This window comes from Streptomyces sp. NPDC053541, from assembly GCF_044544705.1.
Classification (GTDB): domain Bacteria; phylum Actinomycetota; class Actinomycetes; order Streptomycetales; family Streptomycetaceae; genus Streptomyces.
Genome location: NZ_JBITXM010000012.1, coordinates 333,766 through 348,636 on the forward strand (window position 1 = coordinate 333,766; position 14,871 = coordinate 348,636).

General features: G+C 68.0%; 5 protein-coding genes and 1 pseudogene. 5 read left to right on the forward strand and 1 reads right to left on the reverse strand.

Annotated features, from left to right (window positions below; all coding sequences use genetic code 11):
- Positions 1-6 precede the first annotated feature (6 nt).
- The 5 genes from ACIGW2_RS30250 (at position 7) to ACIGW2_RS30270 (ending at position 13,871) form a co-directional block, all read left to right on the forward strand.
- Positions 7-1,209 (forward strand): thiolase C-terminal domain-containing protein, encoded by a 1,203-nt coding sequence (locus ACIGW2_RS30250; protein ID WP_399847116.1) that lies wholly within the window; start codon positions 7-9, stop codon positions 1,207-1,209.
- A 33-nt stretch (positions 1,210-1,242) separates the two neighbouring features.
- A complete protein-coding gene (locus ACIGW2_RS30255) occupies positions 1,243-2,673 on the forward strand; it encodes an MFS transporter (RefSeq protein ID WP_391654388.1) in 1,431 nt (476 codons plus the stop codon).
- Between the two features lie 472 nt (positions 2,674-3,145).
- A complete protein-coding gene (locus ACIGW2_RS30260) occupies positions 3,146-6,775 on the forward strand; it encodes a LamG domain-containing protein (protein ID WP_399847117.1) in 3,630 nt (1,209 codons plus the stop codon).
- 210 nt (positions 6,776-6,985) lie between these two features.
- On the forward strand, positions 6,986-13,378 hold the full coding sequence (locus ACIGW2_RS30265; protein ID WP_399847118.1) for an RHS repeat-associated core domain-containing protein: 6,393 nt from the start codon (positions 6,986-6,988) through the stop codon (positions 13,376-13,378).
- A 139-nt stretch (positions 13,379-13,517) separates the two neighbouring features.
- A complete protein-coding gene (locus ACIGW2_RS30270; RefSeq protein WP_399847119.1) occupies positions 13,518-13,871 on the forward strand; it encodes a hypothetical protein in 354 nt (117 codons plus the stop codon).
- A gap of 208 nt (positions 13,872-14,079) precedes the next feature.
- Here the strand turns inward: ACIGW2_RS30270 and ACIGW2_RS30275 are convergent.
- Positions 14,080-14,856: pseudogene (locus ACIGW2_RS30275) on the reverse strand (transposase family protein).
- Between the last annotated feature and the right edge of the window lie 15 nt (positions 14,857-14,871).

Below are 14,871 nucleotides of genomic sequence, written 5' to 3' on the forward strand. Positions count from 1 at the left end.
CCGGACATGGGCAAGGCGTACATCGTCGGCGTGGGCACGACGAAGTTCGAGAAGCCGGAGACCCGGGACTGGCAGTACTGGGACATGGCGAAGGAGGCAGGCGCCGCCGCCCTGACCGACGCCGGCATCCCGTACGAGCTGGTCGAGCAGGTGCCGGTCGGCTACTGCTTCCAGCCGTCCACGGCCGGCCAGCGCGCCGTCTACGCACTCGGGCTCACCGGCGTGCCCGTCTACAACGTCAACAACAACTGCGCGACCGGCTCGACCGCCCTCATGATGGCCCGGCAGTTCGTGGCGGGCGGGACCGCGGACTGCGTGCTCGCGCTCGGCTTCGAGAAGATGGCACGCGGCGCGCTCGGCGGCGGCGCCGCCGGTGCCGGGGACTTCCAGACGTCCCCGGTCGCCCGGCACTACGGGATCATGGCCGCCGCCCACGGCTTCGAGGCGAATCCGCCGACCGCGCAGATCTTCGGCAACGCGGCCCGCGAGCACATGGACCGGTACGGCACGACCGAGGTGCAGCTCGCGGCCGTCGCCGCCAAGAACCACCAGCACTCCTCACGCAACCCCGACGCGCAGTTCCAGGACGTCCACACCGTCGACGAGATCCTCGCCGCCAGGACCGTCCACCGGCCGCTGACCAAGCTCCAGTGCTCGCCCACCTCCGACGGCTCGGCCGCCGCCGTGGTCGTCTCCGAGCGCTTCGTCGCGGCCCACCAACTGGAGGACCGGGCCGTCGAGATCGCCGGCCAGGCGATGACCACGGACACCGAGGAGTCCTTCGCCTCCGGCTCCTGCATCGACGTCGTCGGCCGCCCCATGTCACGGGCCGCTGCCCGCCTGGCGTACGAGGAGTCCGGCCTCGGCATCGAGGACGTGGACGTGATCGAGCTGCACGACTGCTTCTCGATCAACGAGCTGCTCACCTACGAGGCGCTCGGCATGTGCGAGGAGGGCGCCTCCGGCAAGCTCGTCGAGTCCGGCGCCACCACCTACGGCGGCCGCTGGGTGGTCAACCCCTCCGGCGGCCTCATCTCCAAGGGCCACCCGCTGGGCGCCACCGGCCTCGCGCAGGCCGCGGAACTGGTCCGGCAGCTGCGCGGCGAGGCCGGCCCGCGGCAGGTCGGCGGGGCGCGGGTGGGCCTCGCGCACAACATCGGCCTCGGCGGGGCGGCGGTGGTGACCCTGCTGCGGGCACCGCGCCGGTAATCGGCGTGTACGGGGCGGGGCCGGGGTGCGACCATGACCCGCATGCCGCGAACCGAGACCACCGCCCCGTCCTCCGCCCCGCCGATACCCGCCCCGTCCCGTCTCTGGCTGGTGGTGCTGATCGCCTGCGCCGGCCAGTTCCTCGTCGTCCTCGACGTGTCCGTGGTGAACGTGGCCCTGCCCTCGATGCGGGCCGCGCTCGGCCTGACGGCGCCCGGACTCCAGTGGGTCGTCAACGTGTACTCGATCGCCTTCGCCGGCTTCATGCTGCTCGGCGGGCGCGCGGCGGACCTCTTCGGCCGCAAGCGGATGTTCCTCGTCGGCCTGTCCCTCTTCACCCTCGCCTCGGTCGCGGGCGGCCTCGCCCAGGAGGGCTGGCAACTCCTCGCGGCCCGCGCCGTGCAGGGCCTCGGCGCGGCGGCCCTCGCCCCCGCCACCCTCACCCTGGTCACCGCCGCCGTCCCGGCCGGACCCGCCCGCACCCGGGCGGTCGGCACCTGGACGGCGGTCGGCGCGGCCGGCGGCGCCGCGGGCGGCTTCGTCGGCGGCGCGCTCGTCGACCTGCTGTCCTGGCGCTGGGTGCTGCTCATCAACGTGCCGATCGGCGTCCTCGTCCTGGCCGGCGCCCTGCGCTGGCTGACCGAGAGCCGGGTCGACGGCGGCCGCCGCCTCGACCTGCCGGGCGCCGTCCTCGTCACGGCCGGCCTGGCCACCCTCGCGTACGGCATCGTGCAGACCGAGCAGTCCGGCTGGACCTCCGCCGCGACCGTCCTGCCGCTCCTCGCCGGCCTGCTGCTGCTCGCGGCCTTCGTGCTCGTCGAGGCCCGCTCGGCGCAGCCGCTGATGCCGCTGCGGATCTTCCGCACGCGGGCGGTGTCGGCGGCCAACGTGACGATGCTGCTGTGCGGTTCGACCTCCTTCGGCATGTGGTTCTTCATGACCCTCTACGCCCAGAACGTCCTCGGCTACGAACCCCTGGAGGCGGGCCTCGCCCTCGTCCCCAGCTCGGCCAGCGTCATCGCCGGCTCCAAACTGGCCCCCCGCCTGCTGCCCCGCCTCGGCGCCCGTCCGGTCGCCGTCCTCGGCGTCCTCATCGCGGCCGGCGGCTTCGCCTGGCAGTCCACGATGACCGCAGCCGGCGGCTACCTCACGGCGATCCTGCTGCCGGGCGTCCTGATGATGTTCGGCATCGGCCTCGGCTCCACCCCCCTCGCCGTCCTCGCCACGACCAGCGTCCCCACCCCCGACGCCGGCCTCGCCTCCGGCCTCATCAACACCTCCCGCACCATGGGCGGCGCCCTCGGCCTCGCGGTCCTCTCCACCGTCGCCGCCTCGATCACCGCCGACGCGACCACCCCCGAGGCCCTGACCGCCGGCTACGCGGCGGCCTTCCGGGTGGCGACGGGGGTGCTGCTGGGGACGGCGGTGGTGATGGGGGTGTGGCTGCCGCGGGAGGAGAAGTGAGGGACTGTTTGGCCACGTGACCTGCGTCACGTTCGCGGATCGGGGTCGGGCATCGCTCTCTGCGCATTAATTGGAATCTCATAATCCGCTACGTCCTCGTGGGTGCCTCGCCGCGAGGGAACGCCGTCATGGCCTGACGATGCGCTGGCTGCCGGGTTCGCGCTTCGTCACTCTGCGTTGCGGGGAGTCGTTCCGTGGTGGGCGCTGAAGCCCGGTCGGTGTATCTCCTTATGGCCGCATTTTCTCGGTCGGACGCGCAGCATTCGGACCTGACATACGCCTTTGACGTGACGTGAACGCATGTCGTTGGGTGACCCCCCGACTGTGAACTTTGTGCAATGCAGGGGTGGGGATTGTGAAGAGGCAGGGGGTGCTTCGGCGTGCCCGAAGCACGGTGGTCGCTCTATCGGCCATGACGGTGGGGCTCGTGGTTCCGGTACCGGCGGCGTTCGCCGCCGTGCCGACTGCGGACATGCCCGCGCTCGACGAAGCGCACCAGGCGCTCGAAGACGCCAAGGAGACCGGGAAGCGCGTCGAGGTCGAGAACGAGCGCGGGGAGCGGACCTCGGTGTTCGCGAATCCCGACGGTTTCACCTTCACGCTGGAACAGCATTCCGTGCCGGTGCGTGTGGCCAAGCCCGGTGGCGGATGGCAGGTGCCGGACGCCACGCTGGAGCGCCGCGCCGACGGGACGGTCGGGCCGAAGGCGGCGTCGGCGGAGATGTCCTTCTCGGACGGGTCGGACAAGACGCCCCTGGTGAAGATCTCCGACCGGGGCCGGTCCCTCGAACTGGACTGGAAGGGGGACCTCCCGGCACCCGAACTCGACGGGGCGAACGCGGTCTACCGCAACGTCCTGCCGGACGTCGACCTCAAGCTGACAGCCACGGTCGAGAGCTTCCAGCAGGTCCTCGTCGTCAAGACGCCCACGGCAGCCGCGAACCCGGCGCTCAAGGAACTCACCTTCGACCTGAAGACGGACGGCTTGGCCGTCCGCAAGGGCGCCGCAGGCAGCCTCGCCGCCGTCGACGGCAACGGCAACACCGTCTTCCGTTCCCCGCCGGCCCGGATGTGGGACTCAGCCGGCAAGGGCGCCGCGGAGCCAAGCGCCACCTCTGGCACCGCGACGCAGATGCTCCGCGCCGACGTCACCACCGCCGAGGGTCAGTCGACCCCTGCCGACCCATCCGAGCTGGCGGCCTCCGGCACCGGCCTGGAGCCCGGTCAGGGCGACAACGTCTCCCGCATGGACGTGACCGTCACCCAGAACAGCCTCTCTGTCCTCCCGGACACTGGGATGCTGGCCAGCACCGACCCGGGCGCCTACCCGCTGTTCATCGACCCGACCGTCACGTGGGGCGAGTCCGAGCGCACCCTGCTCCGCTCCGACGGCTACGAGTCCTACGGCTGGGGCGACGGATCCGACAACAACGGTCAGGGCGCTGGCAAGTGCGGTTCCTGGAACGGCTACCCCTGCGGCCCGGGCTACGTCCAGAAGCTCTACTTCGAGTTCGCGCCGGACAGCCTGCGCGGCAAGCGCGTGCTGGACGCGACGTTCCGGGTGACCGAGCCCTGGGCCTTCCAGTGCGAGGCGCGCCTGGTCGACCTCGTACGCACGAACAACATCTCCTCCTCCACGACCTGGTCGAGCCGACCCGCCGAGCTCGACTGGATGGTCGACCGATGGGTGTCCGCCGGGCGAGGCTCCCTGTGCGATCCGAACTCCCCGGACGCGCCGATCGAGTTCAACGACAACCCGGAGGAGACCAACGAGAACCTCACCCCGACCGTCCGTGACTTCGCGGCCGGCAAGTTCTCCCGACTGACCCTCGAGATCCGCGCCCACGACGAGACCGACACCTCCGCCTGGAAGCGTTTCAAGAGCGACGCCGTTCTGGCCGTCAGCTACGTCGCCCTCCCGGCCACGCCCACGGGTGTCGGCATCGTCACCGGTGGCGGTACGGTCTGCACCGGCAACGCCTCCGACCCGACCGTGATCGACGACCCGACACCGGCGCTGACCTCCACGCCGCAGACCGCGGCGGGTGGCGAGGCCGGCGCCCGCTTGCACGCCTGGTTCCGCATCGAGAAGCAGGCCGCCGACGGCACCTGGTCCGGCTCAGGCATCTCCACCCCCACTGGCACCAACTTCGCCGGCGACGGCCAAAAGCTGTACGCCACATGGCCGAGCACCCTGGGCGAAGGCACGCTGTACCGCTACTCGTCCCTGACCCAGGTCTTCGACGACGCCGGCAACCACGTACAGTCCTCCGGCTACGCCCCTTGGTGCTACTTCAAGGTCGACCCCACCGCCCCGAAGGCCCCCACGGTCACCTTCGGCGCTCCCTACACGCAGTGCTTGACCGACCCATGCACGGCAGCCGGCGCGCCCGGGGTGGCCGGCACGTTCACGTTCAGCCCGGCGACCGGCGACGCGGTCAAGTCGTACCAGTACTACCTCGCGTACATCACGGCCGATCCGAAAGACGTGGCCGACACGACCAGCTCAAGCTGGACCACACTGACCGGATCACCCGTCACGGCCAAGGTCACGCCCGAGAAGGCCGGCACGTACGCGCTTGAGGTACGCGCCATCGACACTCTCAACCGGCCCGGTCCCCCTCGGAAGGTGGAGTTCCAGGTCGCCAGCGGGGACGCACCGGTCGGCCACTGGCAATTCACGGAGGATTCCGGCGCGGCCCTTGACACCGCAGCGCCCGGTGGAGCCTCCAACGCCACCCTGACGGGTGGCGCGACCCGCACCGATCGCGGCCGGCGCGGCCTGATCACCCACGATAAGAACGGAGACCCGCTGCCGTCGCCCGAGACCGACAAGGGACTCGGCCTCAACGGCACTGGTTACGCCGCCACCGCCGGCCCGGTCGTCCAGACCGGCTCCTCGTACACCGTCTCGGCCTGGGCCCGTCTCGAAGCGGGAGACCGCAACTCGATCGTGGTCTCGCAGGACCCACGCATGACGGCAGACGGCTGGTACAGCGCCTTCTACCTCACCTACCGGGCGGATTCGAAGACCTGGGAGCTGCGCACCTCGCCCAAGGACGCGACCGACGGCGACATCAGCTACCAGATCGTGAAGGCCAAGCGGCCGGCGGCCATCGGCGCCTGGACCCACCTGGCGGCCGTGTACGACAACACCACCAAGCAGATCAAGCTCTATGTCAACGGAGAGAACCAGGGCTCCTACACCGTCGCTCCGTCGTGGACGTCCACGGGTGCGTTCCAAATCGGCCGCGCATGGTGGCGCGGGGCGTACGGCGACTACTGGAAGGGCCAGATCGACGAGGTCAAGGCCTGGCAGCGGGCGCTGGTCGACTCTGAGATCGCCGACGAGGCGCGGACCAAGCTGGACGGCGGATTCCACGCGGCCGAGCTGGTGGCCGACTGGTCCGGTGCAGGGGCTTCGGGAACGACCGTCACCGACCGCAACTCCGGTTACGGCCGGACGCTGACCCTGTCGGGTGCCACCGCGGCCGGTGAGGAGCTCGTCTTCGACGGCGCCGACGACTCGGCCGTGGCCGGCACCGCGCTGACGGCCACGAACCTACCGCTGCTCGACGACTCCGGTTCGTTCACGGTGTCGACGAAGGTCGCGCTGGACAGCGGCAAGATCAACGCGAAGGGCGTGGGATACGTCGGCCAGGTCCTCGGGCAGTGGACCGCGAATGGCAACGGCTGGGGGCTGTGGTACGAGGTCACCGGCACCAAGACCGTGACAATCGAGGACCCCGTCACCCAGGAGCTCGTCGACGTACAACGCCCTGTGGGGCACTGGTACTTCGGCGTCCGCGACGCGAGCCGTACCCACCTGGTCAGGTCGACGGACGAGGCGGAAGTGGGTACGGACGTCCGTCTGACCGGCGTCTACGACGCCCAGGACGGCACCGTCTCCCTCAGGGTGGGCACCACGCTCAACGGGCGGACATCGATCACGGACAAGTTCGGCACCAGCACGTTCGCCCTCGGCACGGGCATGGCGGATGGAGCGTGGAAGAACTACCTGCCGGCCCGCATCAGTGATGTGCGGGTCTGGGCTGGCGCCATGAACAACTCGACCCAGATCGAGACGTTGATCGGCTCCTGATCCGGCACTCGCCGAGCACGGAGCGGGGCGGCACTGCTCCCGCAGTGCTGCCCCCGCTCCGTCTGCGGGCCCGGTGCAAAGGCCCCGGGCCCGCAGACGGAGCGGCGCATCCGCGCTGCCACGTACATCTACAAGGTGGGGGTACTCGTGAAACCCGGTTTGAACATCGTGGGCAGAAAGAGGAGGGAGGATCGCCCCAGGCGTCACAGCATGTTCGCGGTCCTTCCGCTTGCCGTGGCCCTTTCGGTTCCGATGGGGCTCACGCCCGTCGCGGTAGCCGACGGAGGTACAGGCCTGGGCCGCCCTGACCTGCCCCCGGAGCATGTCACCAAGGTCGCGCCAGCAGGCGTCGGTCAGCTCGGGAAGAACGTCCGGGAGAAGGTGGCCGAAGGCCTGCGTACCAACGCGGAACAGTCCCGCCGGGCTCGTGCTGAACAGCAGCGTGCCACCTGGCCGACAGCCGGCGCCGCCGACCTGACGCTGGCCACGAAGGCGGCCCAGGTGAAGCCTGGCGGCCTCCCCGTATCCATGGCCCCGGTCTCGGGCAAGAACGGGCTGACGAGCGGAACGGATGCCAGCGTTGCCGTCCTCGACCAGAAGGCTGCCGCCCGGCTTGGTGTTATTGGCGTCGTCCTTACGGCCACGGCCAGCACTGCCGGCACTGCTGACGTGAGCGTCGGCTACGGCCCCTTCGCCTCTGCCGTCGGAGGCGGCTGGTCAGGACGCCTCCACCTTGTCCGGCTGCCGGCATGTGCCCTGACCACCCCACAGAGGGCCGAGTGCCGAACTCGGACCCCGCTCGCCTCGCGCAACGATGCCAAGGGGCAGACCGTAACCGCCCGTGTGCCCATTGCTGACAGCGCCAAGGGGCCGGCCACGCAACTCAACTCCGCGGTCTCCTCCGGTACCACGGTGATGGCCCTGACCGCGACCGGCACGGGCAGCGCCTCCCCGAAGGGCACCGGTGACTACAGCGCGACGCCACTGGCCGCGTCGTCCTCGTGGTCGGCCGGCGGCAACTCTGGTTCGTTCACCTGGTCCTACGGTTTCACGATGCCGCCGGCTGCGGCAGGTCCGGCCCCGTCCCTGAAGCTCGCTTACGATTCGGGCAGCATCGACGGGCGCACCGCCACGACGAACAACCAGGGCACCTCGGTCGGTGAGGGTTTCTCCTTGACGGAGTCCTACATCGAGCGCGCCTATGGCAGCTGTGAGGACGACGGGCAGACCGGTGTCTTCGACCGCTGCTGGAAGTACGACAACGCCCGCCTTGTTCTCAACGGCAAGTCGTCCCGGCTCGTGAAGACGATCACGGCCGGTGTGTGGAAGCTGGAGAACGACGACGCCTCGAAGGTGACCCGTTCGATCGGCGCTGACAACGGCGACAACGACGGCGAGTACTGGACCGTCACCACCGGCGACGGCACGAAGTACGTCTTCGGCCTGAACAAGCTCGCGGGCGCCACCACCGAGCGCACCAATTCCACCTGGACTGTCCCGGTCTTCGGCGACGACTCAGGCGAGCCCGGCTACAGCGCCGGCAGCACCTTCGCGGACCGGGCCGTGACCCAGGCCTGGCGGTGGAACCTCGACTACGTCGAGGACACCAGCGGCAACGCGGCCACGTACTGGTACACGCAGGAGAAGAACTACTACAACAAGAACAAGGCCGCCAAGGCGGACACCGCATACGTCCGCGGGGGCTACCTGACGGAAATCAAGTACGGCCTCCGCAAGGACGTGAACGGCAGCCTGTTCACGGACAACGCCGACGCCAGGGTGACCTTTGGCTACGCCGAGCGGTGCACCGCCGCGGACTGCACCTCGCTCACCAAGGAGACCGCGCCGAACTGGCCCGACGTCCCCTTTGACGCGATCTGCGCCCAGGACTCCACGGAGTGCCTCTCGGCGTCTCCCTCCTTCTTCACCCGCAAGCGCCTGACCGGCGTCGACACCTCGTCCTGGAACGCCTCGCTGACCAAGTACGACCCGGTCGACTCCTGGAAGTTCGGCCAGGAATACCTGGACGGCGGTGACATCGGCGACTCGTCCGACCAGGTGCTGACCCTGAAGACCATCACGCGGTGGGCCAAGGCGGGTACGGAGATCGAGGTGAAGCCGATCTCCTTCACGTACCACATGCGCCCGAACCGTGTGGACGGCACCGACGACATCCTGCCGCTCACCCGGCCCCGCATCGCCACCGTCACCACGGAGACGGGTGCCGTCACCACGGTGACGACCTCGGGTCCCGAGTGTGTCCGCAGCCAGGTGCTGAGCGCACCGCAGGACACCAACACCCGCAACTGCTACCCGCAGTTCTGGAACATCAACGGTGCCCCGGAAGCTTCAGTGGACTGGTTCCACAAATATCGGGTTCTCGGTGTCGTGACGACAGACCCGACGACTCCGAACGACCCCGTGGAGAACGAGTATGTCTACAGCGGCGCCGCCTGGCACTACAACGACGAGCCCCTCACGCCGAAGGCCGAGCGAACCTGGTCCGAGTGGCGCGGCTACCGTGAGGTGACCGTTTACAAGGGGTCGCGGAACGCTCCCGTCCGCAGCAAGACCGTCTCCCTGTACATGCAGGGCATGGACGGCGACCCGAACAAGGACGGCACCACCAAGTCCGTCTCCGTCGCGAAACTCGCCCAGCCGGCCATCGGGCTCGCCACTCTCACGGACAGCGACCACTACAGCGGAACTCTCCGCGAGCAGGTCACGTACGACGGCGCGACCGCCATCTCGGCCAGCGCCAACTATCCGTGGTCGCAGGAGACCGCGCGGCAGAGCGGCGTGCCCGACGCGGGCGACCACGTGGCCCGTTTCGTCCGGACGAAGAAGACCACCTCGTACACCTACCTCACCGCCACCCAGCGGTGGCGGAGCAGCGACAAGGACACCGTCTCCTTCGACGCCAGGGGACGTGCCGTCAAGGTTGTCGACAACGGGGACCTGGCCGTGACCGGCGACGAGACCTGCACCCAGACCTGGTACGCCGACAACGACGCCCTTGGCATTACCGGCCTCGTCTCGCGCGTGCGAACCGTCGCAGGCAGCTGCTCGTTCGCGGAGGCGGACCTGAAGCTGCAGAACGCAGACGGCACCCGCGGCAACGTCCTGTCGGACACGGTGACGGCGTACGACAACCTGACCTGGTCGGACACGATGAAGCCGACCAAGGGGCTTCCCACGTGGACAGGCCGAGCCGAGAGCTACGGCACGCCGATCACGTGGCAGAAGATCGCGTCGACCGGATACGACAGCCTCGGCCGCCCGATAACGGTCACGAATGCCGACGAGAAGTCGACCTCAACGACGTACACGCCGGCCGACGCCGGCCCGCTGACCAGGACTCTCGTCACCAACGCCGCGACCCACAAGACCTACACCTACCTCGACCCGCGCCGTGGGCTCGCTGTCCGGACCATTGATCCGAACCTCAAGAAGACCGAGATCGCCTACGACGCACTCGGCCGCCTCACCGACGTCTGGCTCCCCAACCGCATCCGCGGCATCGACCCGCCCAACACCACCTACCAGTACGTGGTTAGCAACACCACGCAGTCCTGGGTGGCGACCTCGACCCTCAAGGCCGACGGCACGACGTACAAGACCAGCTATGCCATCTACGACGCGCTCCTGCGACCGCTCCAGACGCAGTCGCCGACGCCGCAGGGCGGACGACTGCTGACGGACACCCGCTACGACAGCCGCGGTCTGGCGTACGAGACGCACGCCGACATCTTCGACACCGGCAGCACGCCCAACAGCACCTACACGCGGGTCGCGTACGGTGCCGCACCAGCCCAGACCAAGACGGTGTTCGACGGCGCGGAGAGGCCCACGTCGAAGACGTTTCTTGTGGCCGGCGTCGAGAAGTGGACGACAAGCACCAGATACACCGGTGACTCGACGGCCACCACCGCGGTTGAGGGCGGCACGGCCGCCCGGACCATCGTCGACGCGCGCGGCCAGACCGTCGAGACCCGTGAGTACGCAGGCACCAGCCCCACGGACACGCAGTACGGAGCGACCCTCGGCACCCCGTACACCTCGACCAAGTTCGAGTACACGCCGGACGGCAAGCAGACCAGGATCACCGGCCCCGACGGTGCCGTGTGGTCCTACACCTACGACCAGTACGGCCGCCAGAAGACCGCCACCGACCCGGACAAGGGCGCAACCGAGTCCGAGTACGACAAGCTCGACCGCGTCACGAAGACGACCACCGGCGGCAAGACCATCCTGTCCGCCTACGACGACATCGGCCGCCCCACCTACACCTGGGCCGGCACCCAGACTGACGCAAACCTCCTGACGGAGCGAACCTACGACGAGACCCGCAAGGCACTGCCCAGGTCCTCGATCCGCTATGTGGGCGGTAAGGGGCAGCCGGACTCGAAGGCCTACACGAAGACGGTCACGGCATACGACGAGCTCAACCGCCCGACCACGACCGAGCTGACCCTGCCGGCCACCGACACGCTGTACGCGTCCGTGCCGAACGGCAAGCTCACCTTCACCAGCACCTACCGCCTCGACGGCACGCTGGGCAGCACCAGCGAGCCCGCGCTCGGCGGCCTGCCTGCCGAGACGACCGAGTACGGCTATGGAGCGTTCGGCCAGCTCACCTCCATGATGGGCCTGACCGGGTACCTGCAGAACGCCGACTACTCGGCCCTCGGCCAGCTCCAGCAGCTGATCCTGGGCAAGGGGGGTCCGGGCGACCGGAACGTCTACGTCACCAACTCCTACGAGTACGGCACGGGCCGGTTGACGAACAGCCACGTCACGGACCAGACGCATTCCTTCATGCCGCAGGACCTCACCTACACCTACGACCAGGCCGGCAACGTCCTCTCGATCGCCGACCCCGCGACCCTGGGGGGAACGGGCAAGGCCGAGACCCAGTGCTTCGCCTATGACGGTTTCCGGCGCCTGGCCGAGGCATGGACCCCCGCGTCGCGGAACTGCTCGGACCCCCGTTCCGCGAGCACACTCGGCGGCCCGGCTCCGTACTGGACCTCGTACACGTACAACCAGGGCGGTCAGCGGCAGCTGGAGACGCAGCACGCGGCCAGTGGAGACACCACCACCACCACGTACTGCTACAACCCTGCCAAGCAGCCGCACGCGCTGCGCTACACCACCACCCGCACCGACTGCGGCACCGCCGCCGACCCCACCAAGGACAAGGTCTACGACTACGACACCACCGGTAACACCACCAAGCGGCCCGGCACGACAGGGCAGCAGAACCTGACCTGGTCCGACGAGGGCAAGCTTGCCGCCCTCACGGAGGGCACGAAGTCCACCGACTACCTCTACGACGCCGACGGCACTCTGCTCATCCGCAACACCAAGGACGGCGAGCGGGTCCTCTACGCCGGTGCCACCGAACTCCACCTGCGGGCCGACGGCACGAAGTGGGCCCAGCGCACCTACACGGCCGGCGCAGCCACGATCGCGGTCCGCACCAACCGGTCCGGCGCAACGCAGATCCAGTTCCTCGCCAGCGACCACCACGGCACCCAGAGCCTCGCAATCAGCGCGGACGCCACCCAGCAGATCACCAAGCGCTACATGACGCCCTTTGGCGCCGAGCGCGATGGCTCCGTCGGTACTTGGCCGACAGACCGGGGCTTCCTGGACAAGACGGCCGACAAGACCACGGGCCTCACGCACATCGGCGCCCGTGAATACGACCCGACCATCGGCCAGTTCATCAGCGTCGACCCCGCCCTCAGCCTCGACCAGCACCAGTCGCTCAACGGCTACGCGTACGCCAACAACACCCCTGTCACGTCGAGTGACTCCACGGGCCTGTGGATCGACGACGGAGCGGGGCACGCAGAACCCGGCGGCCCCCTGGGTGGACACGAAAGCAGCACGCCGGGAAAGCCGGGTCGAGGGACCGGCGGCGGCTGCTACCCATCCTGCGGCAACACGAGCGGTAAGAAGGGCGGCACCAAGGGTGGTAACGCCGCCAAGCCTCCCGCGGTAGAGAACGAAGAGCTGCGTAGGATCTTGGGGGATATATACATAAAGCCCGGGGTTGTTCCGGCAGTGGGGAATGGAAAGGTCAGCGCGGCGCTTCTGAATGAGCTCGAAAAGGGGGTTCCCACCAGGAATCTTTGGCATGTCGCGGACGCATCCGACCTCTTGATACGCCTAATAAAGCTACTTGAGAACGATAGGAAGCCTGACAGGTCGTTGCGTCTGTCAGAAAGCGATAGGGAGGTTGCGCTCGCCGAGGCGGAGGAGATTTGGAACGCGCTGGACACCGAGGATAAGGCGGGGAAAATTACGGAGATTATGGAAACTAATCCGGAGGTGAAGAGTACGGTTAAAGCTGCCGTCGAAAGAGCCATTCGTGCACCTTCAATGGCATCCATCACGGGTGAAACGTATGATATAAATCCTCGCGGTGGATCCCCTAAGCCTCTTGGTGGAGCAAGGCTTCCAAAGTTGCTGAACGGCCTGGGGGTCGCGGGAGACATCCTGTTCCTCGTGGACGGGATCCTGGCTCCATTTCGAGGTGAGCGTACGTGCGACCTGTACGGTGATTGTCCGGTTGCGGGAGAGAATGTGGCGTAGGTAGAGGCTGGCGTATTCTGCACCCCTCAAGGGAGTACCCCTTGGGGGGTGCTTCGGGATCTCCAAGATTGGCTTAGTGGTGGGACTTAATTCATTCGCTAATTCTGACCGATCGTTCGTGAGGGGGGTGTTTTGTGGTTTGTTTCCTGATTACCTTGATGATCTGCTGGACCTGGAGGAGGAAGAGCGGGCGGTGTTTGGTGATTCAGTCGACGGGGAGATTGGGGTGCGGGCGTACGCCTTGGTTACAGAGGTTTTTGTGGCCAAAATCTTGTACTCTGCTCTGGAAAGGGGTGACGTGGAACTGATGAGGCGCTCTGCTGAGTTCATCGAGAGGCTTCTCGGTAGTAAGAGGCCCGCGCTCTTGGAGTTGACGAGCATTCGAATTACTGACCATCTCCTCGGGTATCCGGAGAACTGGGCTAGGTTTCAAGATTTTGCGGGGAGTAGACTCCTGAATGAGGTTGAGCAGCGGTCTCGCTACTATCGCTGAGTGGTTATTGAGCTTGAACTCGTGAGTTTTAGGGGCTGGCGGCTCGTCGACCGGGCGGTGTCATCGAAGCAGGCGGTATCCACAAGGAGGCGGGCTGACCGCCGAACGGCAGCAGTCCGCGACGGGGTACGGCTCAAGGCGGCGGAGCGGTTCGCCCAGGCGAGGCGAGCTGGGTGATCGTCAAGGACCTCCAAGTCAGTGAGCATTTTCAGCGTTGACGCTCAAGGGTGAGGATGGCTGCGGCGATGACGGTCATGCGGTTGGGGCTGCAGCGGGCTTTGCGGAAGATGTGCCAGGACTTGAAGCGCGCGACGCTTCGTTCGACTGGTGCTCGTGCCGCTGACAGGGCCCGGTTGATCGTCTGCTGGGTTGTGGTGAGGCCCGGCCGGTAAGGCGTCTGATGGGTGTGGTCACCCATGGGCCTGCCCGCCCCGATCTAGGCACGGTCCGCGAGGACGGGGAGGCCCTGGCGTTCGCAGATCCGGATGATGCGATGGGTGCGGGCGGCGGTCAGGTCGTGCGTGCGGCCGAGCAGGGCGGGTGAGATCCACAGCAGGTTCCCGGTGGGATCGGCTGCGACCTGCACCTTCACACCGTGACGGTGGTGCTCTTGGGAGAAGTCGGCCCGGCTGTCGCCGACACGGTCGCACTCGGCGAGCGTCCCGTCGAGCAGGACGTAGTCGGGATCGGCCTCGCGCAGGACCCGCAGGAGGCCCGGCACCCGGCCGGACAGGTGCTGGACGACGGCCTGGACGTAGGCGTGGGCGGTACCGACGGATCTGCCGAAGCCGGCGGCGATCTGCGCGAGCGTGTCCTGGTGGCGAAGGTAGACCAGGCCCACGAGGGCACGTTGGGGGGAGCGGTAGCTTGCAGCGCCGGTCACCCTCACGGGTGACGATGAGCATCGATACTTGCCCACTCGACCAGAGCATGAGGCAGGTCGAGTGCGGCAGGATAGGGAACCAGCGAGGCTCCCGCGCTCCATCCGGTTCAGTGATGA